Below are 24,861 nucleotides of genomic sequence, written 5' to 3' on the forward strand. Positions count from 1 at the left end.
CGAACATGCCGGGAACCCTACCCCACGACCCGGCCGTCCACGGGGCAATCACCGCGTCTCACGTTTCGAGCAGGGGAAAAATGCGGCGACACGACCCCGTAGTGTTGTTGAGGTGACCGTGAACGCTAAGACCAGCCAGAGCGCTGGCAACACCTGGCGAGACCTGCCCGCGGCGCAGCAGCCCGAGTACCCCGACACCGAGGCTCTGCGCGCAGTGATCGCGGACCTTGAGTCGTATCCGCCGCTCGTCTTCGCGGGCGAGTGCGACCAGCTGCGCGCCCGGATGGCGGCCGTCGCCAAGGGAGAGGCGTTCCTGCTCCAGGGCGGCGACTGCGCCGAGGCCTTCGACGCGGTGTCCGCCGACCACATCCGCAACAAGCTCAAGACGCTGCTGCAGATGGGTGCCGTCCTGACCTACGCGGCCTCCGTGCCCGTGGTGAAGGTGGGCCGGATCGCCGGCCAGTACTCCAAGCCGCGCTCCAAGCCGACCGAGACCCGCGACGGCGTGACCCTGCCGACCTACCGCGGCGACTCGGTCAACGGCTTCGACTTCACCGAGGCCGCCCGGATCCCGGACCCCGAGCGGCTGAAGCGGATGTACCACGCGTCCGCGTCCACGCTGAACCTGGTGCGCGCCTTCACCACCGGCGGCTACGCCGACCTGCGCCAGGTGCACGCCTGGAACCAGGACTTCGTGAAGTCGTCCCCGTCGGGCCAGCGCTACGAGCAGCTCGCCCGCGAGATCGACAGCGCGCTGAACTTCATGCGGGCCTGCGGCACCGACCCGGAGGAGTTCAAGACCGTCGAGTTCTACTCCTCGCACGAGGCGCTGCTGCTCGACTACGAGTCGGCGCTCACCCGGGTCGACTCCCGCACGGGCAGGCTGTACGACGTCTCCGGGCACATGGTGTGGATCGGTGAGCGCACCCGGCAGCTGGACCACGCGCACATCGAGTTCGCCTCGAAGATCCGCAACCCGATCGGCATCAAGCTCGGCCCGACGACGACGGCCGAGGAGGCACTGCAGTACATCGAGCGCCTGGACCCCGACCGTGAGCCGGGCCGGCTGACCTTCATCGTGCGCATGGGCGCCGACAAGGTCCGCGACAAGCTGCCCGAGCTGGTCGAGAAGGTCACCGCCTCCGGCGCGACCGTGGCCTGGGTGACCGACCCGATGCACGGCAACACCTTCGAGGCGGCCTCCGGTCACAAGACCCGCCGCTTCGACGACGTCCTCGACGAGGTCAAGGGCTTCTTCGAGGTCCACAAGGAGCTGGGCACCCATCCGGGTGGCATCCACGTGGAGCTGACCGGCGACGACGTCACCGAGTGCGTGGGCGGCGGCGACGAGATCTTCGTCGACGACCTGCACCAGCGCTACGAGACGGCCTGCGACCCGCGCTTGAACCGCAGCCAGTCCCTGGACCTGGCGTTCCTGGTCGCGGAGATGTACCGGGACCAGTGATGATCTGGGGCGCGGATCACACCGGATCCGCGCCCCGGGCACTGTTGCGGCCCGCGGGGGGATGGGTAAGGTTAGGTTTGCCTCACCGGGAAACGGGATGGCAGTAAGAGAGTGATCCCGTCGGGAGGTGGACCCGCGTGTACGTCTGCAGTTGCTTCGGCATCACCGAGCAGCAGGTCAAGCAGCACGCGGAGGACGGCGCCTGCACCCCCCGCCAGATAGCGTCCGCCTGCAAGGCCGGCACCGACTGCGGCTCCTGCGTACGCCGCATCCAGTCCCTCCTCGGCCGGGGCGCCTGCCCCCGCCGAGAACTCGCGGACCAGGGCAGGCCGGCCCTCACGGCACTGGACGAGACCACGCTGGACGAGGCCGCCTAGCTTTCCGGCTGTTCGATCAGCTGGGCGATGTACAGGGCCTCGCCGAGCTTCTCCACCAGCTCCAGCTGGGTGTCGAGGTAGTCGATGTGGTGCTCCTCGTCGGCGAGGATGTCCTCGAAGATGTTCGCCGACGTGATGTCGCCCTTCTCGCGCATCACCTTGATGCCCCGGCGCAGCCGGTCGATCGCCTCCACCTCGACCTGCCGGTCCGCCTCGAACATCTCCTTCACGGTCTGCCCGACCCGCACGTGGAACAGCCGCTGGTAGTTCGGCAGCCCCTCCAGGAACAGGATCCGGTCGGTCAGCACCTCCGCGTGCTTCATCTCGTCGAACGACTCGTGCCGCGTGTACTTGGCGAGCTTCGTCCAGCCGAAGTTCTCCTGCATCTTCGCGTGCAGGAAGTACTGGTTGATCGCGGTCAGCTCGCCGGTGAGCTGCTCGTTGAGGAACTCGATGACCTCGGGGTCGCCCTGCATCGCAGCGGCTCCTTCCACACGGGGGACGGGGGAGGTGTGCCGCCGCATGATTGCACTGGGCGCGAAGATCGTCCAGTAAGTGCGTACTTAGTAAGTACGTGCGTCCTTGATGGGAGTTGTCCGGTTCGGGGAGTGGTGGTCAAGGGCACTGCCCGAGGTCTGTCAGGATGGAGACATGGGTCGACCGGTGGAGCGCGCGTCTGGAGCAACGGCAGGGTCCGAGCTTCCGCCGGGGCAGCGACTCCAGCGCGGCTGGCCGGTCACGCACTACGGACCCGTCCCGAAGTTCCGCCCCGAGCGCTGGGAGTTCCGGGTCTTCGGCGCCACCGCCGACGGCGACAAGCACACCTGGAACCACGAGGAGTTCACGGCGCTGCCGTACACCACCGTCACGGCCGATCTGCACTGCGTGACGAAGTTCAGCATGGTCGGCGCGGAGTGGGGCGGCATCCCCGCCCGGACCGTCCTGGAGCTGGCCCCGCCGGCCCCCGACGCCACCCATGTGATGGTGTGGGCCGAGTACGGCTTCAGCTCCAACCTGCGCCTGTCGGACTTCGCCTCCGACCGCGCGATCTTCGCCACCCACAAGGACGGCGAACTCCTCACCGCCGAGCACGGCTTCCCGGTCCGCCTGATCGTGCCGCACCTGTACGCCTGGAAGGGCCCCAAGTGGATCCGGGGCGTGGAGTACATGACCGCCGACCGCCGCGGCTTCTGGGAGGAACGCGGCTACCACAACGTCGGCGACCCCTGGAAGGAACAGCGCTACTCCTACCAGGAGGAACCGGGCGAGGGCCCGGAGCTGTGACCAGCCACCGGACCGTGCGCCGGCTCAGCCGTCCCTGAGCCTCTTCAGCCGCTCCACGTCCGCCGCGTGCCCCTCCTTGCCGCCGGGCGTCTCGATGACCAGCGGCACCCCGTCGGTGGCCGGGTGCGTCATCAGGGCCCGGAACGGCTCCTCGCCGATGTGGCCCGCGCCGATGTTCTCGTGGCGGTCCTTGTGCGCGCCGGCGACGTCCTTGGAGTCGTTGGCGTGGATCAGCTTCAGCCGGCCCTCGCCGACGGTCCCGACCAGCAGGTCGAGGGTCTGGTGCATGCCGTGCGGGCCGGTCAGGTCGTGGCCGGCGGCGAAGATGTGGCAGGTGTCGAGGCAGACCCCCAGCTTGGGGTGGGCGTCCAGGGCCTCGAAGTACGGCCCGAAGTCCCAGGTGCGCGAACACAGCGAGGCGCCCTGGCCGGCCGTCGACTCCAGCAGCAGGAACGGGTCGTCGTCGTGGGTCAGCTCGTCCAGCAGCGGCAGCATGTGCTGCCGTACCTGCTTCAGCGCCACGTCCCGGTCCCGGCCGCCGGTCGCGCTCCCGGTGTGCACGACCACGCCCAGCGCGCCGATCTCGCGCCCGCGCCGCAGCGAGTGCCGCAGGGACTCCACCGACCGCTCGACCGTCGCCTCGGTGTGCGAGCCGAAGTTGATCAGATAGGGGGCGTGCACGTACGCCGGGACGCTCTCCTCGGCGCAGGCCGCGCGGAACGCCTCGTCCTGCCGGGGATTGCCCGCCGGCGTCGCCCAGCCGCGCGGATTGGCGACGAAGACCTGCACGGTCTCGGCCTTCAGCTCACGGGCGTACGACAGCCCCACGGAGTGCAGGCCACCGGCCACCGGGACATGACCGCCGACGGGGTTGCGGGGGAGGGGCGAGGGACTCGGGCTCACCCGTTCAGGGTGTCATGCCCGCACCGGCCGCCGGACCTCCGCTCCCGGTGACGCCGGTCACCGGGCGGTGATCGTGATCGTCACCGGATGGTGATCGTGATCGTCGACCCCTTGGGCGCGGTGTCGCCGCCCTCCACCGACTGCTTCTTCACGGTGTCGCCGAACAGCCCGAGCAGCCCCCGGTCCTCGTCCACCTTGAAGCCGGCGCCCTCCAGCGCCTTGTGCGCGTCGTCCACGCTGTCCCCGGTCACGTCGGGCACCTCGACCATCTCCGGGCCCTTGGACAGGGTCAGCGTCACCGTGTCGCCCTCGGCGGCCTGGCTGCCGTCCCCCGGGCTCTGCCGGGCGACCTGGCCCTTGTCGTACTCGGAGTTGACCCGGTCGGGCGCGACCTTCACCTTCAGGCCGGCGTCCGTGAGGTCCTGCCGGGCGCTGTCCAGGTCCTCGCCGGTGACGTCCGGCACGTCGACCGGGCTGCCCTTGCTCACGGTGATCGCGATGGCCGACCCGGAGTGCCGCTTGGTGCCGGCCCCCGGGGTCGTACCGATCACGGACCCCTTGGCGACGTCGTCGCTGAACTCGCGGCTGACCATGCCAGGCTCCAGCCCGTCCGCCTTCAGCCGGGCCCGCGCCTTGTCCAGCGGCTGGCCCGCCACGTCCGGCACGTTCACCGTCTCCGGGCCGAGCGAGACGACCAGGGTCACCGAGTCGTTGTCCCGGATGCGGGCGCCCGGACCCGGGTCGGTCCGGACGACCTTGCCCCGGTCGACCGTGTCGCTGTACTCCCGCTTGACCTGCTTCACGTCCAGCCCCGCCGCGTGCAGCCGCTGCCTGGCCTGCGCCTCGGTCCTCGTCAGCAGCGGCGGGACCTTCGTGAACTGCCCCGAGTTGATGTACCAGACCCCGGCGCCCACACCGAACACGACCAGCACGGCGGCGAGGACGGTCACCACCAGCCGCCGCGACCGGCCCCGCCGGCGCTCGGGGACGGGCGGCGTCGCGAGCCGGGTGGTGTGGTCGGCGCCCGCGTCCCCGTCGTCGTCATTGACCGGGAGGGGCCGGGGCACGGTCAGCGAGCGCGGAATGACGCTCGTCCGGTCCTCGGCGTTGTCGTGGCCGTCGGTGAGCGCCTGCGGCGGCAGGGCGTCCAGCTGCTCGGCGCTGAGCGCCGCACGCGTCCGCAGCACCTGGCCGAGCAGCGCCGCCGCGTCCTGCGGCCGGCCCTCGGGGGTGCGCGCGGTGGCCGACGCGACCAGCTCGTCCAGCCCGCCGGCCAGCCCCGGCACCAGGGCGGAGGGCGGCGGCACGTCCTCGTGGATGTGCTTGTAGAGGATCTGCGCGGGGGAGTCCCCGGAGTGCGGCTTGTCGCCGGTCAGCATCTCGTAGAGCACGACCCCGCACGCGTACACGTCCACGCGCGGGTCGGCGGTGCCCTGCTCGATCTGCTCGGGCGCGAGGTAGGAGACGGTGCCGAGGACGGCGCCCGTGGTGCTGGTGACGGTGTCCACCGAGCGGACCAGGCCGAAGTCGGCGACCTTGACCCGGCCGTCGTCCCCTATCAGCACGTTCTCGGGCTTCATGTCCCGGTGCACGAACCCGGCCCGGTGCGCGGCGCCGAGCGCGGCCAGCACGGGCTCCAGGATGTCCAGCGCGGCCCGGGGCTGCAGCGCGCCGCGCTCGCGCAGCACGTCCCGCAGGGTGCAGCCGGCGATGTACTCCATCGCCAGGTACACGTACGACCCGTCGGTCCCCTGGTCGAAGACCTGCACCACATTGGGATGGGCCAGCCGGGCGACCGACTTGGCCTCCCGGATGAACCGCTCCACGAACGAGCCGTCGGCCGCGAGCGTCGGATGCATCACCTTGAGCGCGAGGACCCGGTCGAGGCGGGTGTCCAGGGCCCGGTAGACCGTGGCCATCCCGCCGACGGCGATCCGCGCGTCGACGCGATACCGGCCGTCGAGCACCTGCCCGACGAGGGGGTCCTGAAGGGTCGTATCCACCCGGCGAGTCTACGAGCCCCCACCGCCCCCACACCCCGCCCCACCACCCCCACCCCCCGACTGCAGCCGACCTGTAACGCACCCCACACACCCCCAGCACGCGGGAGGGGCCGTCGGAGACCACGCAAGCCGCCACGTCCGAACAGCGACCACATGACGGCCTTTCCTGCAGGAAGACGGTCTGGCACCTGAAGGGTCCCCCGGGCGGTCGGCCAGCCGAGAGGCCCCGCACGCAGACCCGGCCCCAGGCCGTGCCTGTCAAGGCGGCACACCCCCTCCGTCCGGGGGAAGCACAGCTCTCTTCGTCGGAGCACCTCACTCCGCCTGTGCGCAGTGGCCATGGCGACGCGCGCACGGGCGGCCGCCCCGTCACCACCTTCCGGCTCGACGTCGCCCGGCAACGCCGTCCACTCGACACCCACACCGGGCGGCCGCAGCCACACATACCCGTCGAGGTGATCCATGACGATCCCGCGCCGCTGCGGACGTGTGTCCTAGGCGGCCGGCCGATGGCAAGGCGGGGAATGGCGGGGCGACTCAACTGTGCCTCCTGGGCGGTGTCCGTATCTCGCCGTTCAGCGTCACGGCCCGCACCCACCGCAGACCAGGGTGAAGCTGTTCCGAGTGCGCATCCGGAACACCGCCCACCTGCCCCCTTTCACATTCCGCACCCACACTGTCACCGAACGCGACTACCGTGAACGGCAGATGACGTCCCCTCAGGGACGCGGAACGACCAGGGGGCCTCATGACCCAACCCGCCCGCGACCTCAACCCCGCCCGCTCGGCCCGCGAGCTCTACGGCGTCGAACTCCACCGCCAACGCGAGCTCGCCGGCCTCTCCCTGGACCGCCTGTCGGACATCGTCAACTACAGCAAGACCCACGTGCACGGCGTGGAGACGGGCGAACGGCTCCCCCTGCCCCCGATCTCGGAATAGCTGGACCTGGCCTTCGGCACGGGCGAGTTGTTCCAGGGGCTGTGGGGGACGGTGAAGAGGGAGCACACGGCTCATCGGTTCGATCATTGCCTGGAGTTGGAGGTGCGGGCGGCGCGGATCCAGGCGTTCGGGGCGAGCCTCATCCCGGGGCTGCCGCAAACGAAGGCGTATATGCGGGAGTTGTTTCTGCGAGCCGATCCAGGAAGGACCCCGCAGGAGATCGACGGCCTGGTAGCGGCCCGTCTGGGCCGTCAGGAGATCCTGCGACGCGACTGCCCACCGGACTTCTGGTGGATCCTCGGCGAGGCGACCCTCCGGCAGGCCGTGGGTGGGCCGGCAGTGATGCGTGAACAACTCACCTCGCTCCTGCCCCTGGTGTACGGGCGCCACACAACGATCCAGGTGGCTCCGTTCCAGTTGGGCGCCTGCGCCTTGATGAACGGCACCCTCATCATGCTCACGCTCCCGGACAACTCCACGACCGTGTACCACGAAGGGCCCTGGAACGGGGAGATCTACGACGACCAGGAGACCGTCCGCCGCTGTATGCGAGAGTACGATCGGATGAAGGCCTGCGCCCTCTCTCCACATGAGCCGGCGGCGTTGATCGAAGCAGCGATGGAGACATACGAGCCATGCGAGTCACCCGGGACCTGAACATCGCCCGCTGGCGCAAGTCCTCCTACAGCGGAGGCCAGCAGGGCGCCGAATGCATCGAGATCTCCGACGACTTCCCCGGCACTGTCATCCCCGTCCGAGACAGCAAGAACCCGACCGGCCCCGTCCTCCTGCTCGCCACCACCGCCTGGCGGCCGTTCGTCGGCGGTGTCGCTGACGGGACCCTGTAAGTCGTTCCGGGACCCGTTCGGAACAAGGCTACCGACGACTCTCCGTACCGAAGCGCCGAGCAGCCCAGGCGCCCGTCCGTGGAGCCGATCTTCTAGTCGAAATCGGGAATGCGGACACTCGACCGGGAGCGGCGTTCCTCGGCCGCAAGATCGACTGACAGGTATCCCTCACCGTCTGAATGCTGACGACGTCGACGGCTCAGGGCACCAGCCCGATGTCGCATCCGCGCAGCTGCGCTGCCTCCCACATGGCCGACCCAAGGCCACCCGGAGCGGTCCCGTCCGGGGTCCTCGAACTTGCGGTCCACCTCTCGCCACGCGGGTCCGCAGGAGATGACGAAGCTGTCTCCGTCCGGTTCGATCATCCAGGTGAAGTCCCCATCGTCCGGAGGGGCATCGAGGGGGCCGGAGAGATCACAGTCCATTGTCAACGGAGTTTGAGCGGTGGGACGGTGGGGTGCGTCACGTGGGGCCACGGAGCCGGGACGCTCTTCACGGAGGAAGAAGCCCCGCCAGGGGTTGGCCGGCGGGGCTCGACCTCATCCATCTGTCGAGGTCACTCTTCTGCCAAGGCAGCTCGCAGGTAGGCGATCAGATCACCGCTCGGCACCTCGACCCAGTCGGCCTCGGGCACCTCGACGCGCCTGACCACGTATCGTTCCCCGTTCTCGTCGTACACCAGAACCCGACGGCTCCATGCGTCCATCGCCTTTACACGCAGGCGCACGGCACCGTGCGTGATGGTCGGGAACATGTTCCGCAGCACCTCGTCCGCACGGAGGCGGCGCAGGAGATTCCATTGGTTCCGGTTGAAGTCGGACGACAGGAGTCTGGTCCACTGCGAGGTTGTGGGCTCTCCGCGTTCGAGCGCCCCGACGAATTCGTCGAGCTCCAAGAACCCGAATCTCTCCGCCAGCTCGTCGAACGGTATGCCTTCCCACCATGCGGCGACCGCTTCCACAAGCAGTCCGAGGTCATCCGTGGAGCCGATCTCCCAGTCGAAATCGGGGATGCGGACACTCAACAGGAAGCGGCGTTCCTCGGCCGCAAGATCGACCGACAGAAAACCCCTCGTCGTTTCGATGCTGACGACGTCGACGGCCCACGGCGCCAGCCCTGTGTCGCATCCGCGCAGCTGTGCTGCCTCCCGCATGGCTGGCCCGAGGCCACCCGAGGCGGTCACGTCCGGGTACAAATCTTTCCCAGGGGCGTTCATGTTGGTTGGATCCCTCAGCAGTGGTGGCAGTAATTGAATTTCCCCCCGTCTACGGGGTCAAGCTTCCCCAGCTTTGTCAGATCCGGCGCGTCTATCTTTCTGAGCTCCACGGTGTCATCGGCGCCCGTCGGAAAATAGAACTTCACCGAACTCCATGTGCGCTGACCATTGGCGACGGCTCTCGCGATCAAGGACATCTCATAGTCTGTTGCGGCTGCTCCGCCTTCACCACCCCTCAGGCCGCGCTCGGCGGCGGCCACGAAGTCTCCGTGCAGTTCCAGTCCCGTCATGTTGACGTGCAGCTCCACGTTCGGGTCGGCGATGGCCTTCCTCGCCAGTGCGGCGAAGTCCTCTGGGCGCGCGATGGAGAAGGTGGTGAACTTGTTCCCCGGAAGCCGAGCCCACGCGTCGAGCGCTCCATTTCTCTGCCACCCCAAGGCGACCTTGCAATTGTGAACAAGGACCGGGGTGGTGCCCGCGAGTACGAAGAACGTGTGCAGGTCGTCGACGGTGAGGTCGTAGACCGTGCGCGGAGTCAGGCCCGAGCGGTCGTGGAGGGCGGTCACCGGGTGGACGGAGCCGTCCGGTGTGCGCAGCCGGTCGCCGACGTGCAGGTCGGAAACCAGCGTCCACCCGCGGTCCACCACGTAGAACTTGTGGCCGACGGTGCTGGCCAGCTTCCCTCCGCCGGCAACGGTAATGTCCACCAGCTGCTGGGTGTCGTGCTTGTAGGTGTCGGTCACCTGCCGCGTCTGGAGCCGGCCGGTGACCGGCTCCATGGCCGCGAGACGGTCCCCTACACCTACCTGGCTGATGGGCCGACGTGAGCCGTCCGCCATGAGCACCTCGGTGTCGCCGGGGAAGCTGTTGACCTCGCAGGCTGTGCGAAACTCCTCGGAGATGCGCGCCGACCGCTCGATACCCGCCAACGCGTCCGCGTCGATACGCAGCGTGCGTAGCGCCTTCAGCGCGTCGGCGACTCCGATGCCGGTGCGCATGGCGGCATCGACGGCGCGCACTGCTTCCGCGATCGGCCGGACGGCTTTGCCTGCCAACAGGCTGGCGACGTCGAAGGCGGCCCAGCCACATCCACCCCAGTTGCCTCCGCCGCCCGAGATCCTGAGCATCGAGCCGATCTTCTTGCCGCAGTCGATCCAACTGCCGAAGAGGATGTCGGTCGGATCGATGTCCGCGTTGAATTCCGCAATCGTGATGGTGTGCGTGACCTCTTTGGTCATCTCCTCGGACGGCTGCTGGCCGAGGTACACCGCCGACTCGGAGGGGCAGAGGTTGTACGCCGGGTTGAGGTCCTCCCCGGTGCACAGGTACAGGTTGAGGATCGCCTTGTAGGTGATCTTCGCAGTGACGGTGCAGTTGCCCTTGTAGGCGATCCTGCTCTTCCAGTCGTCGCAGGCCGACGTCTTGGAGAGGGTCTTCGGCTCGCCGACGTTCTCATAGTGGTCGACGACATAGAACACGTTGCCGATGTGGCCGGCCGAGTCGAGGATGGTGCCCGTCTGGATCTGCTTCCCGTTCCCCTTGTTCTGGGTCTCGGTGGCGGCGTCTTGTGCTTCCTTGGCGTACTTGTTCGCGTCCTTGGCTGCCTGTTCGGCCTCTGTTGCGGCGGTGTCTGCTCGGTCGGCTGCGGAGCGGGCGTCCTTGGCGTCCTGTTGGGCCTGGGCTGCTGCGGTGCGGGCGGCGGAGGCGTCGAGTTCGGCGGTGTCGGCGGAGTCGCGGGCGTCTTTGGCGTAGCCCTCGGCCTTGCCGGCGGCCTTGTCGGCTGCGTCGGCGTCGTCGGTGGCTTGTTGGTCGTAGGTGATGGTGCGGGCCAGGGCGGCTGCTGCTTTGGAGGCCGCGGTGGCGGCGTCGGCCGCGTAGGTCAGGGCGTCCTTGGAGTAGGTGAGGGCGTCGGCGGCGTATCGGGCGGCGTTGGCCGCGTGCTGGTAGGCCTCCTTGGCGTCTCCCTTCGCCTGGTCGGCGAGGTTCTTGGCGGCGTCGGCCTCGGCCGTGGCGTTCTTGGCGTGGGCGTCGGCGACGGCTTGCTGCTGTTCGGCGATCGTCTTGGATGCCTGTCCGGTGAGGACGACCAGGCCGGCGGCGGAGTCGGTGGTGATGTAGGGGGAGCCGAGCTGGACGGCGTCGTTGGCCGGGGCGGCGACTTGCTGTGCCGACGTGCCGGCGTCCACGGCGGCCTGGGCGGTGACGTGGGCGTAGCCGACGGCTTTCGCCGCGGCCGCGACCGCGTTGCCGGCTTCCTGGTCCGCCTGGTCCGCCTGGGTTTTGGCGTCCTTGGCGTGTCCTTCGGCCTCGTTCGCGAGTTTGACGGCTGTTTTTGCCTGGGAGGAGGCGTCCTGGGAGGCTTTGATGGCGTCGGCGGCGGCGCTGGTCGCGGTTTTCACGTCCGCGTCGGCCTTGAGTTTGTCGGCCTGGGCGGCGTCGGCGTCGGAGCGGGCGCGTTTGGCGGCTGCTTCGGCGCGGGTGGCCGCGGCGTCGGCGTCGGCTGCCGCCTTGGTGGCGGCGTCGGCCGCGGACTGGGCCTTGGTCGCTGCGGTTTCGGCGTCGTCGGCGTGCTGGTCGGCGTCGTTGGCGGCGGTGCGGGCGGCGTCGGCCGCGTCGCCGGAGTCCAGTGAGTCGGCGTAGGCGTCCTTGGCGTCGGCCTTGGCGCGGGCGGCGTTGGCCTTCTGTTTGGCGTCCCAGGCGTCGTCGCGTTTGTCCCTGGCGTCGCCGGCGGCCTTGACCGCGTCGTCGCGCTTGGAGCCGGCCGTCTTCTCCGCGGCCTCCGCCTTGTCCTTGGCGTCCTTGGCCTTCGTCGCCTCGGACAGGGCCGTCGTCTTGTCGGTGGCGGCTTCCGCCTGTTTCGCGGCGGCGGTCTCCTTCGCCGCCTTGGCGGTCTTCTCCTCGGCCTCGGCGTCGAGGCGCCGGGCGTGGGCGTCGGCGGCGGCCGCCTTCGCGTCGCCCTCCGCCTTGACCGCGACCGTCAGCTTGCTCTCGGCGGTCTCCTTGTCCTTCTTCGCGTTGTCGCGGTGCACCTTCGCCGCGTCCGCCGCGGCCTTGGCCTGCGACTCGGCCGTCTTCGCGGCCTCCTTGCGGAACTCCGCCTTCGACTGCGCCGCCTGGGCGAGCGCACGCTCGGCGACGGTCTGGCTGTCGGCGGCCGAGGCGCGGGTGGCGGCCTCGGCCGTCTCGCCGGCCTTCACCATCGCCGCGAGCGCGGCCACGGCTCCCTTGGTCACCTGTGCTTTCTGCTGACCGACCAGCAGGCCGCGGCCCCGGGGAGCGCCGTTGGCGTCGGCGATGTCGTACGCGGCCTGCATGGCCTGGTCGGAGGTGGTGCCGGCCTTCTGTGCGGCGGTGAGCTGGGCCTTGAGGACGGCGAGTTGCGCCTTCGCTCCGGTTCGGGCGTCGGTGACGCCCTTCTTCGCCTTGCTGAACTGCGCCTTCGACGGGTACGAGAGGGTGTCGGCGCCTTGGTGGCCCTTGGGGACGAGCCGGAACTTCTGCCCGTCGCTGTTGTCGCAGCTCCACAGCCAGGAGTCCTTGCCGTTGGCGAACGAGTTAAGGTCCAGGCACTTGTCCGTAGCGGCATTGCGCAGCTCACTGGCGGCGTGGGCGTCGAAGTTCCACCGCTGGGCCGCCGAGCCGTTGCAGGTCCAGATCTGGATCTTGGTGCCGTTGGCGTCGTCGCTGCTCTTCACGTCCAGGCACTTCTGCGCGTTGATGTTGCGCAGGGCGTAGCCGCCGTCGTCGCCGAAGACCTGCCACCTCTGGGCACTGGTGTCATTGCAGGTGTAGATCTGGACGGGGGTGCCGTTGGTCTTCCCCGAGCCCTGCACGTCCAGGCACTTGCCCCTGGCGGCGACGACCTGGATGACCGCCGGGGAGTCGCCGACCCAGCCGAGGCCACCGGGGCTCCAGTAGTCCTGCCAGCGGGTGAGGTGGTCGGCGACCCAGGAGTGTCCCAGCATGGTGCTGAGCGCCTTCGCCCCCTTGGCGAGCGCGCCGACGGCGTCCTTGTTCGCGTCCAGGACCTCGTCGCGCTGGGTGGCCTGGGAGGCGACCTCCTTCTGCCACTCCTCGGCCGCGGTCGCCGTCACGTTGCCCAGCACACCGTCCGGGTCGAGCGGGTCACGCCAACCGCATGCGGCGAAACGGGACTTCACGTCCTCCACGGCTATGCGGTACTCCGGCGTGCCCGGCGCGGGAGCCACGTGCGGGAAACCGCCCGAGGAGAGGAACAGGCGGGCGTCGTCAGCCCCCGCCTTCGTGCCCGGTCCGCCGTGCATCCACTCGAACGCGTTGTGCTCGGCAAGGGCACGGTTCCACTCCGCGGTCGTCTTGCCGTCCGGGGCCGGATCCTTCCCGTAGAGGGGGGTGCCCAGCGCGTCGACGGCTGTCAGGGTGCTAGTGCCGGCCCTCGGGGTCTCGTCCTGGTAGAAGTCCTCGTCGCTCTGCCAGAACCTGTCGGCCACCCACGCGGACAGGCCCGTCTGGTTGTAGAAACTCTTGTCGCCATCAGGGGGTGAGTGGAACCCGGTCTCGGTGAACCCGGCGGGTGTCTCCAGGCCGGCCAGGGGCTTCTGCCAGCCATCCCGAAGCGCCGACAGACCGGCCATCTCCTTGTCCGCCGCGTCACGGTCGGCCTGATACGCCGTCGCGAGCGGCGTCTTCGCCCAGTTGTCCCGGTCGGCCAGGGCGTGCAGCATGTCGGCCGGCTGGTCGAGGCCGTTCTGCGCGGTGGAGGCCATCGACGGGCCGCCCAGGCGCAGTACGTCGGACATCAGGCACTGGTCCTGGCGCAACTGCTCGGCGCTCGTGTCCTGGTACCAGGGGTAGGAGTCGGCCGAGGGAGCGGTCACCGGGCTCGGCAGGCCACCAGGATGAACCGCCAGTCCGGCCAGAACCGCCAGAGCGGCGACCGAGGTGACGGCGGGCGTGAACTTTCGTGATCTTCGTGATGCGGGCAGGCGGAACCACGGTCTGGGGCGCAAAAGAGCAACCCTTCCTGCGGTCATGGGGGGCGCGGCCGGCGGTGCGGCCGAGGAGCAGAGGTACAGCCGGACGGACCTGAAACGCCCTCAGCAGATCGCTGAGGTGACCTCAGATGCGAGTGCCTTCGACTGACTCGCGGCATGCGGACGTCCGAAAAGACGGCAAGGACGGCAGGACGGCATGACGAAGCGACCCCTCCCCGTGAGCGACGGCGTTCCCCCGGTCGCTGACTGACGCACGTGCGGCTACGGACTGGTCAGGCCCTGATCACGTGCGGTGACAGCCTAGGCGAAAGAGTGCAAGGTCGTACAGAGGTTCGATACTGGGGGACCTGGTCCGCCGCGGGGGCGACGCCGCGCACAGGGCGCAGGGCGGTAGGGTGCTTGTCGCGGATCTGCCCGACGGCCGCGTCCGTGGGCTGGCGGGTCCGACCAGCCCACGACCGAGGTCCCGGTCTGGTCGGAGCGACCGGGCCACACGCGCGGCCGGAGTTGCCGCCTGCGGATTCGGGTCAGAACGCGGGCCGCTCCGGGTCAAGCACGGCCAGGCCAGCCGCAGGCGACGACGCTGAGGCGAAGTGGCGGCGCGGGATGCGTCCCGCCAGCCGTGCCAACCGCCCCGCGGTCACCGCGTGCCGCATCGCACCGGCCATCACCTCCGGCTCCTGCGCCCGCGTCACCGCGGAAGCGAGCATCACCCCCGCACACCCCAGCTCCATCGCCAGCGCCACGTCCGACGCCGTACCGGCCCCCGCGTCCAGGATCACCGGCACCCCCGCCCGCTCCACGATCAACTGGAAGTTGTGCGGGTTGCGGATCCCCAGCCCCGACCCGATCGGCGACCCCAGCGGCATCACCGCCGCGCACCCCACATCCTCCAGCTTCCGCGCCAGCACCGGATCGTCGTTCGTGTACGGCAGCACCGTGAACCCGTCGTCGACCAGCGTCTCCGCCGCCTCCAGCAACTCCACCGGATCCGGCAGCAGCGTCCGCTCGTCGGCGATGACCTCCAGCTTGATCAGATCCGTGCCCAGCGCCTCCCGCGCCAGCCGCGCCGTGAGCACGGCCTCTCCCGCGGTGTAGCACCCCGCGGTGTTCGGCAGCACCCGGATGCCCAGCCGCCGCAGCACGGACAGCACCGATCCGTGCACCCCGGGATCGACCCGCCGCATCGCGACGGTGGTCAGCTCGGTGCCGGAGGCGACCAGCGCCCGCTCCATCACGTCCAGGCTCGGCGCACCCCCCGTGCCCATGATCAGCCGGGACGAGAAGGACGTACCCCCGAGGACGAAGGGATCGTCGGCCATGGGTCAGCCTCCTTGAACGGCGGTGAGGACTTCGACACGGTCGCCGTCGGCGAGGACCGTGCCGGCCCACCGCGTGCGCGGGACGACGGTCTCGTTGAGCGCTGCGGCCACGCCGGACGGCGCCGGCGACAGGGACCGTACGAGCGAGTCGAGCACCGTGCCCGCGGGGACCTCGCGGCGCTCCCCGTTGACGGACACGGTGATGAAGGTGTGGACGGAGTCGACGGAGAGGTTCATGCGGACTGCTCCGAAAGGGCGACGGCGGCGGCGAAGCGCCGGGGCGTGAACGGGCGCGCTTCCTCCGGCAGCTCACCGGTGACCAGCGCGTGCGCCAGCACGTCCCCGGTGACCGGCGTGAGCAGCACCCCGTTGCGGTAGTGCCCGGTGGCCAGCAGCAGCCCGTCCAGGCCGCTCGGCCCGAGCAGCGGCGCGTTGTCGGGGGACGCGGGGCGCAGCCCGGCCCGGGTCTCGGTCAGCGGCAGTTCGGTGATCCCGGGCACCAGCTCATGGGCGTCGCGCAGCAGTTCGTACACCCCGCCGGCGGTCACCGTGGTGTCCCAGCCCAGTTCCTCGCTGGTGGCGCCGACGACCAGTTCGCCGTTCTCCCGGGGCACCAGGTAGACGTGGCTGCCGCGCACCACGGCCCGGACGGTACGGCTCAGGAAGGGCGCGAACCGCGGTGGCACGGTCAGGCGCAGCACCTGCCCCTTCACGGGCCGCACCGGCGGCAGCACGTCGTCGGGGACGCCGGGGAGCCGCCCGCTGAGGCTGCCGGCCGCGAGCACCACCTGTCCGGCGCGCAGCGCGGTGCCGTCCGCGGTGGTGACGCCGACGGCCCGCCCGCCGGCGAGGTCCAGCCGCTCGGCCCACACGCGGTGGAACACGACCCCGGCCTTCTCGCAGGCCGCGACCAGGGCCGTGGCCAGCCGCCGCGGATCGACCTGGTGGTCGCCGTCGACCCGCAGCCCGCCGCGCACCCCGGGTGCGAGCATCGGCTCCAGGCGCCGGCACTCCCGGCCCGACAGCCACACCGAGTCCAGCCCGGAGCGCTGCTGCAGGGCGTGCAGTTCGCGCAGGTGGGCGCGGTCGTCGGCGTCGAGGGCGACGGCGAGGGTGCCGCAGCGGCGGTGCCCCAGGTCGTGCCCGGTCAGCTCGGTCAGCTCGGCGGCGAAGCCGGGATAGCGCCGGGCGGACTCCAGGTTCAGGGCGAGCAGGGTCTCCTCGCCGTAGTGCAGTTCGGTGACCGCGGCCAGCATCCCGGCCGCGACGCGCGCGGCCCCGCCTCCCGGCTCGGGGTCCGCCACGGCCGTGGTGAGCCCGCGTTGCGCGGCCCGCCAGGCCGTGACCAGGCCGATGATCCCGCCCCCGATGACGAGGACGTCGGACGTACGTGACGACATGGGCGTCCAGCCCCTCCCTTCGCCGGCATGACCCGGATCAGGTTCGTACGGTCGGAGGCCGCCAGCCTCCCTCTCAGCCCGGTGCGTCCGGGCTCCCGCGAGTGCGTGTACGGGGGCCACCCTAGCGCCTCCGCTCCGGATCACGCCGGGCTAGGGCCTGTCCGGCGGATCATGCCGCAGACGCGGGGCTTGGCACGCGCATCTGCGGCGTTGTCGTCGGTTGCCGACGCTCCGCGTCGGCGCCCTCCTCCGCCTTGCAGCTGCACGCGCCAAGCCCCGCTCACCGGTGCTGATGAGGCCCGGCCGATTTCCTGCGACCTGATCCGCCGGACAGACCCTAGCCCTCCCCGGGCGGCCCCCGGTGACTGACGGCCTGTCAGTTGTTTATGGTGATCGGGTGACTGAGCAGACACGGGAAGAGGGCGGTTCGCCGGGGCGGCGCGTGGTCGTCGTGGGCGCCGGGATGGCCGGGGTGCAGACCGCGGTCGCGCTGCGGGAACAGGGCTTCACCGGCACCGTCACGGTCGTCGGCGCCGAGCCGCACCAGCCGTACGACCGGCCGCCGCTGTCCAAGGCCGTGCTGCTCGGCAAGGCCGAGGGGTCCGCCTTCGACGTCGACTTCGCGGCGCTCGACGTCGGCCTCCGGCTCGGCTGCGAGGTGCTCGGCTTCCGCCCCGCCGATCACGAGCTGGACACCGAGGCCGGTCCGGTGCCGTACGACGACCTGGTCCTCGCCACCGGTGCCGCACCGATCCTGCTGCCGGGCGCCGAGGGCGTGCCCGGCGTGCACCTGCTGCGCACCCTCGACGACGCCGAACGGCTGCGGCCGGTGCTCGCCCGGCAGCACGACATCGTGGTCGTCGGCGCCGGATGGATCGGCGCCGAGTTCGCCACCGCCGCCCGCCAGGCCGGGTGCGCGGTCACCGTCGTCGAGGCCGCCGACCGCCCCCTCGCGGGCGTGCTGCCCGCCGAGGTCGCCGCCCCGATGGCCGCCTGGTACGCCGACGCCGGCGCCGAACTGCGCACCCACGCGCGCGTGGCGCGCGTGGAACCCGGTGAGGTCGTGCTCGCCGACGGCTCCCGGCTGCCCGCGGGCGCCGTCGTCGTCGGCATCGGCGCCCGGCCCGCCACCGCCTGGCTGGCCGGTTCCGGCGTCGAGCTGGGCGCGCACGGGGAGGTCGTCGCCGACGACCACCTGCGCACCTCCGTGCCCGATGTGTACGCGGTCGGCGACTGCGCCTCCTTCCCGTCGGGCCGGTACGGCGAGCGGCTCCTCGTCCACCACTGGGACAACGCACTCCAGGGCCCGCGCACGGTCGCGGCGAACATCATCGGCCTCACCCCCGCGGCCTACGACCCGGTGCCCTATTTCTGGTCCGAGCAGTTCGGCCGCTTCGTCCAGTACGCGGGCCACCACACCACGGCCGACCGCCTGCTCTGGCGCGGCGACCCCTCCGATCCGGCCTGGACCGTCTGCTGGCTCCGCGAGGACCGCCTGGCCGCCCTCCTGGCCGTGGGCCGCCCGAGAGACCTGGCCCAGGGCCGCCGCCTGATCGAATCGGCCCGCCCCCTGGACCCGGCCGTGGTGGCCGACCCCGCGAAGCCGCTGAAGGGCGCGACGGTTTCCTGACCGGCGCGACCAGCCACGACGGTGCCGCGGAGGGCCACTGTCACACCCCGGCACTACCATCGACACGTGACCGAGATTGACGCAAAGATCGATGCTCTCGTCCCCGCCTGGCTCACCCTCCCCGACATCGCCGAGATGCTCGGTGTCGAGGTGACGCGTGTGCGGCAGCTGGTCAAGGAGGGCCAGCTCGTCGCCGTGCGCCGGGGCGAGAACAGGGCGCTGCACGTGCCCGCCGCCTTCATCGACGGGGACAAGGTCGTCAAGGGCCTCTCCGGAACCCTGACGCTCCTGCGGGACGACGGCTTCACGGTCGAAGAGATGATCGAGTGGCTCTTCACCCCCGACCCGACCCTGCCCGGCACCCCCGCGCAGGCCCTGAGCGAGAATCGCGGCACGGAGGTGAAGCGCCGCGCCCAGGCGCTCGCCGTCTGACCCGAGCCGTACCGGGGTGGCGCGTGGGCCTGCCCACGCGCCACCCGCACGGCACCCGCCGACACCGCCCCCGGGGGACCCACGCATGTCCGACACCGCCCGCACCGCGCTCGCCGACGCCCGCCTGTACCTCTGCACGGACGCCCGCCGGCGCCAGGGCGACCTGCCCGAGTTCCTGGACGCGGTCCTGGCCGGCGGGGTCGACATCGTGCAGCTGCGCGACAAGGGCATGGAGGCCGCCGAGGAGCTGGAGCACCTGGCGGTCCTCGCCGACGCCTGCGCCCGGCACGGCAAGCTGCTCTCCGTCAACGACCGCGCGGACGTCGCCCACGCGGCCGGCGCCGGCGTCCTGCACCTCGGCCAGGGCGACCTCCCGGTCCCCGCGGCCCGCGCCATCCTGGGCGACGACGTCCTGATCGGCCGCTCCACGCACGCCGAGTCCGAGGCCGCCGCGGCCGCCGCACAGAACGGCGTGGACTACTTCTGCACCGGCCCGTGCTGGCCCACCCCCACCAAGCCCGGCCGCCACGCGCCCGGCCTGGACCTGGTCCGGTACACCGCCTCCCTGGGCACCGACCGCCCCTGGTTCGCCATCGGCGGCATCGACCTCGGCAACCTCGACCAGGTGCTGGACGCCGGTGCCCGCAGAGCGGTCGTCGTGCGTGCGCTGACCGAGGCCGACGACCCCGGGGCCGCGGCGGCGGAGTTCGCGAAGCGGCTCCGGCAGGTGTGACGGCCGCGCGGCCGCACCCCGGGACCTTCCCCACCAGCCCCTTCGGGCCCTCCTGTCCACGTTTTTGTCCAAGGGGTGGACGGAGAACGGGCAAATCAGGCAAATTTCCCGCATCTGGTTGGGGGACCGTCCACCCCTGGTTAACCTGCGACTATGGCCCTCGGCACCGCATCCACCAGGTCGGATCACGCCCGCACCGTGCGCGACATGCTCGCGACCGGCAAGACGACGTATTCGTTCGAGTTCTACGCCCCCAAGACGTCCAAGGGCGAGCGGAACCTGTGGAACGCGCTGCGCCGGGTCGAGGCCGTGGCGCCCGACTTCGTCTCCGTCACCTACGGCGCGGGCGGCTCCACCCGCGCCGGCACCGTGAAGGCGACCGAGGCCATCGCCTCGGACACCACCCTCACCCCGATCGCCCACCTCACCGCCGTCGACCACTCGGTGGCCGACCTGCGCAACATCATCGGCCAGTACGCCGACGCCGGGATCCGCAACATGCTGGCGCTGCGCGGCGACCCGCCCGGCGACCCGATGGGCGAGTGGGTGCCGCACCCCCGGGGCCTGACCTACGCCGCCGAACTCGTCGAACTGATCAAGACCTCGGGCGACTTCTGCGTCGGCGTCGCTGCCTTCCCCGCGATGCACCCGCGTTCCGCGGACTGGGACGCCGACGTCCGCCACTTCGTCGACAAGTGCCGCGCGGGCGCCGACTACGCCATCACCCAGATGTTCTTCGACCCGGAGGACTACCTGCGGCTGCGCGACCGGGTCGCGGCCGCCGGCTGCGAGACCCCGATCATCCCCGAGGTCATGCCGATCGCCAGTGCGAAGACCCTCGCCCGGGTGCCGTCCCTCACCAACGCGGTGTTCCCGGATGCCCTGAAAGAGCGGATCCTCACAGCGAAGGACGATCCGGCGGCGGTACGCTCCATCGGTATCGAATTCGCCACGGAGTTCTGCGCACGCTTGCTGGCCGAGGGAGTGCCCGGTCTGCACTTCATCACGCTCAACAACTCCACGGCGACCTTGGAAATCTACGAGAACCTGGGTCTGCACCACCCCCCGCAGGCCTAGACCGGCCGTACCGCGATACGACACACTGCGGAGCGGCCACTGGGAGAGGGGCGTACATGGGCTGGACGGTCCTCTACATCGCGTTCGGCGGCGTCGCGCTGTGGCTGCTGGGCGAAGTGCTGTTGCAGTACAAGGCGCGGCTGCGCTGGCGGCTGCTCGCGTTCGTGGGCTTCCTCGGCGTCGTGCTCGGAGTGCTGATGCCCTCCGTCGTCGTCATCGGCATCGGAGCGATCGCCTTCGCGATCGGGCAGACCTACGTCACGCTGTCGTTCCGCCGCGGCTTCGCCGCCGGCTGGGCCGTGAAGCGCCCGGAGGACGCCGAGGGCGCGGGCGGCGGCAGCAAACGGCGCCGCGGCAGGCGCCAGGAGCCCACCCTGGAGGTCTCCGACCTCGAAGCCGCCGAGGGCACCGGCGACCGGGCCGCCGAGCAGAGCGCCGAGGCCCCCGCCCCGGGCACCGACGACGACTACGACCGCGACGACGTCTTCACCCCGGCCCGGCCCGCCGAGACCACCGCGGTCTACGAGCCGCAGCCCCTGCCCGACGACACCGGCTCCTACGGCGTCTACGGCGACACCGGCGCCTACGCGACCGCCGCCCAGCCGCAGGACCAGGGCTACGCCACGGCCGACCAGGCCTACGCCTACGACTACTCCGGCTACGGCCAGCAGGGCTACGGCTACGACACCGGCGGCGGCCAGCAGAGCTACGCCAACTACTCCGACCCGTACATCGGCAGCCAGTCCTACGGCGGCGGCTCCTACGACACCGGCTACGGCCAGCAGTACGGGCAGCAGACGTACGGACAGGACGCCTACGGCACCGGCGGCTACGGCGAGACCCCGGCCGACGGCGTCTGGGTACCGCAGCAGCGCACCGACGAGACCTACGGCGGCGAACTCCCGCAGGAACAGCCGTACCCCTACCAGCAGGACGGACTGCAGCAGCCGGGCGCCGGCTACGGCGAGCAGTACCGCTTCTGACGGCCCTGCCGCGCCCCGGCCTACCGGGAGCCGCGGAACTCCGGGCCCTCCACGACCAGTCCGGCGACCAGCGCGCCCGACATGCCCGCGTGCGGCAGACCACCGCCGGGGTGCGACCAGCCCCCGGCGGTGAACAGGTTCGGTACCACGGTGCTGTTGGCCGGGTACAGCGAGCCCCCGGCCGCGGCCAGGGAGGGCGGCGGGACGGCACCGCCGGCGGCCCCCGTCTCCCGCTCGGTGTCCACGGGCGTACGGACCTCGCGCCACAGGATCCGCTCGCCGAGTCCCGGCACCGCGCGCTCGGCGGCGGCGAGCATCCGGTCCGCGAAGGCGTCCGCCGCGCCCGGCGCCGCCCAGTCGTACCCCTGGGCGGAGGGCACGGTCGCGGTGAGCACCACCGACTCGTGCGCGTCGTCGGGCCGCAGGGCCGGGTCGCCGGGCCGGTCGACCCGGACCGTCGGGCGCTCCGGTGCCGTCCCCGCGCCGAACAGGCCCAACTCGGCGGTCGCCTCCGGCGAGTGGACCACCGTGCGGTGCGCGGCGTGCGGCTCGCGTGCGCCGCGCAGTGCCAGGCACACCACCACGCGGCCGGTGTGCGGGCCCTCGGCGCCGGGCCGGACCGCGTCCGGGCCGTACGGCTCGCGGCCGCCCAGCAGGCCGCCGAGCCGCCCGGGAGCCGGGCCGACCACGAAGTCCGCCTCGGTCACCGTGCCGTCGGCCAGCTCCACGCCCGCCGCCCGGCCGTCCTTCTCCACGATTCCCGTCACCTCGGCGCCGAAGGTGAACGCGACCCGGCGCCGCACGCACCGCTCGTACACCGCGCGCGCCAACTCCCGGATGCCGCCGCGCACATACCAGGTCCCGAACGCGTGCTCCATGTAGGGCAGCACCGCCGCGCTCGCCGGTGCCGCGACGGGATCGACCCCGTGCGCCAGCGCGTACCCCCCCAACAGGGCCGCGAGGCGGGGGTCGCGCAGCTCCCAGGCACCGATCTCGGCCAGGGTGCTCGCCCGGCGGGTGCGCAGCAGGCGCTTGTGCGGCACCGCCGGATACGGCTCCCGCTCGGTCAGCACCCGCCAGTCGGCCCACAGGGGCTCCTCCAGCAAGGGGCGCCGGGTGCGGTCCCACGCCTCGCGGGCCCGCACCAGGAAGTCGCCCCAGCGCTGTCCCGCGCCGGAACCGAGCGCCTCGTCCAGCGCCGTGACGACACCCGCGCGGGAGGCGTTCGGCAGGGACACCTCGGTGCCGTCCGCGAAGACGTGCCGTGACGCCGGGTCGACCTGGACCAGCTCGACGCAAGTCTCCAGCGACTCCTTGCCGGTCTTCACGAACAGGTCCCGGTACACGGCGGGCAGCGGCAGCAGACCGGGGCCGGTGTCGAAGCCGAACCCGTCCCGCTCGAACCGGCGCACCGCACCGCCGTACGTCTCCGTACGCTCGTACACCGCCACCCGGTGGCCCGCGACGGCCAGCCGGGCAGCGGCCGCCATCGCGCCCATCCCGGCGCCGGTCACCACAATCCGTGCCATGACCGCGACTTTATCGACCGCCACTGACAATCCCGTCCACGGGCGGGCCGGCGGACGGGACCAGGGATGCCTGGAGGGGGCCTACCAGGCGGGCGGCGGGCCCGGCGGGGCCGGCATCCGCGCGGCGAGCCGGCGCTCCTGCCGCCGCTCCGCCCGGCGCCGCAGGTAGCGGCGGATCCGCGAGACGAGGAAGACCAGCAGGACGAGCCCGGAGAGCAGGCACATCCCGGCGACGACCGCCGCCGCCACCGGATGGAAGATCGCGAACGCGACCAGTCCGGCCACCCCGAGGTCCTCGGCGATGCTCAGCACGATGTTGCTGAACGGCTCCGGCGAGGTGTTCACCGCCATCCGCGTCCCGGCCTTGACGACATGGCTGGCCAGTGCCGTCGAACCGCCGATCGCCCCGGCCGCCACGTCCGACAGCGAGCCGCTGTGCCCGGCGAGCAGCGCGCCGACCCAGGCGCCCGCCGCCGGCCGGACCACCGTGTGCACGATGTCCCACACCGAGTCGGCGTAGGGGATCTTGTCGGCGACGGCCTCGCACAGGAACAGCACACCGGCCGCGATCAGCACCTCGGGACGCTGCAGTGCCGCGGGCACGTCGTCGCTCAGGCCGGTCGCGCCGAACAGGCCGAGGAGCAGCACCACCGCGTAGGCGTTGATGCCGCTGGCCCAGCCACTGGTGAACACCAAGGGGAGTACGGACACGGACGCGATCGTAGCCAGGCGCGCGGGCCCGCGTCCTGGGTCCGGGTGCGGACGTCTGAGTACCTGTACCTAGGTGCGGAGATGAGTACCCGCGCGGATGGGCCGCGACCTGCGGGAACGGGAGAGTGGAGGCACGGCAAGCGGGAGCGGGCCCGGCACCGCCGACACGGGGCGGCGGAACGGTGCCCGCACCCCGGCCGCTCCTTCCGCCGATCCGTCGGCGGAAGCGAGACACGGGGAGACCCGGGGGACGACCGGAACGGGGGGTTCCGAGGGTGGACCGTACGGGGAGTGCGGCGACCCACCGGGGGAGAGTGGGCGGGGCGCCGGTCCGGCGACGGACCGGCGCCCTCGCCGTTCCTCCTGGAGGGGCGCCCGCTCAGGCCCTGCCGCTGACCCGTCCCTGGAGCAGCCGGGACAGCGCCGAGTGGACGTCGTCCAGGGAGCGCTCCGGCTGGAAGGACTGCCAGTCCAGGGCGGCCACCAGGACCATGCCGACCAGCGCCGCCGCCGTCAGGGGCACATCGATCTCGTCGCTGAACTCGCCGGCCGCCACGCCCTCGCGCAGCACGCCCTCGACGACCGCGACCGCCTCCTGCCGGACCACCATCAGCGTGGACTGCCAGGCCCGGTTGGTGCGCCACAGCTCGGCCACGTACAGCTGGGTGAACGCCGGGTAGCGGTCGATGAACACGAGTCCCGCCCGGACCATCGCGTCCAGCGCGTCCACCTTGGTGCCGCCCTCGCGCGCGGTGCGCTCGGCCGCCTCGCGCAGGGAGGCGGTGAGGAGGCCGACGCCGTGTCGCAGCAGCTCTTCGAAGAGGACCGACTTGCTCGCGAAGTTGTAGTAGACCGTGCCCTTCGCGACCCCGGCCCGCTCGGCGATCTCGTCCACGGTGGTGGCGGAGAAACCCTGTTCGGCGATGAGCGTGACGGCCGCCTCGTAGAGCTTCTGCCGGGTCGCCTCGCGGCGCGTGCCGCCGCCGGAGGTGGCGCTGCTGCTTTCCATGGCCCCGATTCTCACAGGTACGCGCG

The 24,861-nt window shown here is 71.3% G+C and carries 22 protein-coding genes and 1 riboswitch; of the genes, 11 read left to right on the forward strand and 11 right to left on the reverse strand.

Going from position 1 to position 24,861, the window contains the following annotated elements:
- Positions 1-112: 112 nt before the first annotated feature.
- Positions 113-1,465 carry a 3-deoxy-7-phosphoheptulonate synthase class II gene (locus DBP14_RS26340; protein ID WP_129309586.1) on the forward strand — a complete coding sequence of 451 codons (1,353 nt, stop codon included), beginning with the start codon at positions 113-115 and terminating at the stop codon, positions 1,463-1,465.
- A 137-nt stretch (positions 1,466-1,602) separates the two neighbouring features.
- On the forward strand, positions 1,603-1,842 hold the full coding sequence (locus DBP14_RS26345) for a (2Fe-2S)-binding protein (RefSeq protein WP_129309587.1): 240 nt from the start codon (positions 1,603-1,605) through the stop codon (positions 1,840-1,842).
- On the opposite strand, the gene bfr is transcribed toward DBP14_RS26345, so the two are convergent.
- On the reverse strand, positions 1,839-2,318 hold the full coding sequence (bfr, locus tag DBP14_RS26350; RefSeq protein ID WP_129309588.1) for a bacterioferritin: 480 nt from the start codon (positions 2,316-2,318) through the stop codon (positions 1,839-1,841). The two genes, DBP14_RS26345 and bfr, sit on opposite strands and share 4 nt — an antisense overlap.
- A gap of 175 nt (positions 2,319-2,493) precedes the next feature.
- Between bfr and DBP14_RS26355 the strand changes: the two genes are divergently transcribed.
- Positions 2,494-3,126 carry a sulfite oxidase-like oxidoreductase gene (locus DBP14_RS26355; protein ID WP_129309589.1) on the forward strand — a complete coding sequence of 211 codons (633 nt, stop codon included), beginning with the start codon at positions 2,494-2,496 and terminating at the stop codon, positions 3,124-3,126.
- 24 nt (positions 3,127-3,150) lie between these two features.
- On the opposite strand, the gene DBP14_RS26360 is transcribed toward DBP14_RS26355, so the two are convergent.
- Positions 3,151-4,029, reverse strand: a complete 879-nt coding sequence (locus DBP14_RS26360) for a deoxyribonuclease IV (protein WP_129309590.1) — start codon at positions 4,027-4,029, stop codon at positions 3,151-3,153.
- 80 nt (positions 4,030-4,109) lie between these two features.
- Complete coding sequence (gene pknB, locus DBP14_RS26365) at positions 4,110-6,032, reverse strand: Stk1 family PASTA domain-containing Ser/Thr kinase (RefSeq protein ID WP_129309591.1); 1,923 nt, start codon at positions 6,030-6,032, stop codon at positions 4,110-4,112.
- Positions 6,033-6,780: 748 nt separating this feature from the next.
- On the opposite strand from pknB, the gene DBP14_RS26370 reads away from it, so the two are divergent.
- From DBP14_RS26370 to DBP14_RS26380, 3 genes are read left to right on the forward strand one after another with little or no spacing between them, the layout of a single operon-like run.
- Positions 6,781-6,972 (forward strand): helix-turn-helix transcriptional regulator, encoded by a 192-nt coding sequence (locus tag DBP14_RS26370; RefSeq protein WP_129309592.1) that lies wholly within the window; start codon positions 6,781-6,783, stop codon positions 6,970-6,972.
- A gap of 51 nt (positions 6,973-7,023) precedes the next feature.
- Positions 7,024-7,629 carry a DUF5753 domain-containing protein gene (locus tag DBP14_RS26375; protein ID WP_129309593.1) on the forward strand — a complete coding sequence of 202 codons (606 nt, stop codon included), beginning with the start codon at positions 7,024-7,026 and terminating at the stop codon, positions 7,627-7,629.
- Positions 7,608-7,820 (forward strand): DUF397 domain-containing protein, encoded by a 213-nt coding sequence (locus DBP14_RS26380; protein ID WP_129309594.1) that lies wholly within the window; start codon positions 7,608-7,610, stop codon positions 7,818-7,820. Before DBP14_RS26375 ends, DBP14_RS26380 begins: the two co-directional genes overlap by 22 nt.
- A 556-nt stretch (positions 7,821-8,376) precedes the next feature.
- Here the strand turns inward: DBP14_RS26380 and DBP14_RS26385 are convergent.
- From DBP14_RS26385 to thiO, 5 genes are all read right to left on the reverse strand, one after another.
- Entirely contained in the window at positions 8,377-9,036 is a 660-nt protein-coding gene (locus tag DBP14_RS26385) for a hypothetical protein (RefSeq protein WP_129309595.1), read from the reverse strand.
- 14 nt (positions 9,037-9,050) lie between these two features.
- Complete coding sequence (locus DBP14_RS37345; protein WP_277752735.1) at positions 9,051-13,892, reverse strand: RICIN domain-containing protein; 4,842 nt, start codon at positions 13,890-13,892, stop codon at positions 9,051-9,053.
- A gap of 644 nt (positions 13,893-14,536) precedes the next feature.
- Positions 14,537-15,331 carry a thiazole synthase gene (locus DBP14_RS26395; protein ID WP_129309597.1) on the reverse strand — a complete coding sequence of 265 codons (795 nt, stop codon included), beginning with the start codon at positions 15,329-15,331 and terminating at the stop codon, positions 14,537-14,539.
- Between the two features lie 3 nt (positions 15,332-15,334).
- Positions 15,335-15,535: a sulfur carrier protein ThiS gene (gene thiS, locus DBP14_RS26400; RefSeq protein ID WP_129312106.1), complete on the reverse strand. Its 201-nt coding sequence runs from the start codon at positions 15,533-15,535 to the stop codon at positions 15,335-15,337.
- Between the two features lie 29 nt (positions 15,536-15,564).
- Positions 15,565-16,731 (reverse strand): glycine oxidase ThiO, encoded by a 1,167-nt coding sequence (thiO, locus tag DBP14_RS26405; RefSeq protein ID WP_129309598.1) that lies wholly within the window; start codon positions 16,729-16,731, stop codon positions 15,565-15,567.
- Positions 16,729-16,840: riboswitch (TPP riboswitch) on the reverse strand. (Overlaps the previous gene by 3 nt.)
- Positions 16,841-17,128: 288 nt before the next feature.
- Between thiO and DBP14_RS26415 the strand changes: the two genes are divergently transcribed.
- From DBP14_RS26415 to DBP14_RS26435, 5 genes are all read left to right on the forward strand, one after another.
- Positions 17,129-18,361, forward strand: coding sequence for an FAD-dependent oxidoreductase (locus tag DBP14_RS26415; RefSeq protein WP_129309599.1), 1,233 nt, complete (start codon positions 17,129-17,131; stop codon positions 18,359-18,361).
- 66 nt (positions 18,362-18,427) lie between these two features.
- The gene (locus tag DBP14_RS26420; RefSeq protein WP_129309600.1) at positions 18,428-18,793 is read left to right on the forward strand and encodes an Rv2175c family DNA-binding protein; all 366 of its coding nucleotides are present in this window, start codon (positions 18,428-18,430) and stop codon (positions 18,791-18,793) included.
- A gap of 85 nt (positions 18,794-18,878) precedes the next feature.
- Positions 18,879-19,526: a thiamine phosphate synthase gene (thiE, locus tag DBP14_RS26425; protein WP_129309601.1), complete on the forward strand. Its 648-nt coding sequence runs from the start codon at positions 18,879-18,881 to the stop codon at positions 19,524-19,526.
- A gap of 153 nt (positions 19,527-19,679) precedes the next feature.
- Entirely contained in the window at positions 19,680-20,603 is a 924-nt protein-coding gene (metF, locus tag DBP14_RS26430) for a methylenetetrahydrofolate reductase [NAD(P)H] (protein ID WP_129309602.1), read from the forward strand.
- Between the two features lie 56 nt (positions 20,604-20,659).
- Positions 20,660-21,586, forward strand: a complete 927-nt coding sequence (locus DBP14_RS26435) for a hypothetical protein (protein ID WP_129309603.1) — start codon at positions 20,660-20,662, stop codon at positions 21,584-21,586.
- A 20-nt stretch (positions 21,587-21,606) separates the two neighbouring features.
- Here DBP14_RS26435 and DBP14_RS26440 read toward each other — a convergent pair whose 3' ends face one another.
- The 3 genes from DBP14_RS26440 to DBP14_RS26450 all read right to left on the reverse strand — a co-directional run bounded on the left by DBP14_RS26440 (position 21,607) and on the right by DBP14_RS26450 (position 24,835).
- Positions 21,607-23,115, reverse strand: coding sequence for an NAD(P)/FAD-dependent oxidoreductase (locus DBP14_RS26440; RefSeq protein WP_129309604.1), 1,509 nt, complete (start codon positions 23,113-23,115; stop codon positions 21,607-21,609).
- 81 nt (positions 23,116-23,196) lie between these two features.
- Positions 23,197-23,826, reverse strand: a complete 630-nt coding sequence (locus DBP14_RS26445) for a DUF4126 domain-containing protein (RefSeq protein WP_129309605.1) — start codon at positions 23,824-23,826, stop codon at positions 23,197-23,199.
- 379 nt (positions 23,827-24,205) lie between these two features.
- Entirely contained in the window at positions 24,206-24,835 is a 630-nt protein-coding gene (locus tag DBP14_RS26450) for a TetR/AcrR family transcriptional regulator (protein WP_129309606.1), read from the reverse strand.
- Positions 24,836-24,861: the final 26 nt, after the last annotated feature.

The sequence above is a fragment of the Streptomyces sp. L2 genome, assembly GCF_004124325.1.
Taxonomy (GTDB): Bacteria; Actinomycetota; Actinomycetes; order Streptomycetales; family Streptomycetaceae; genus Streptomyces.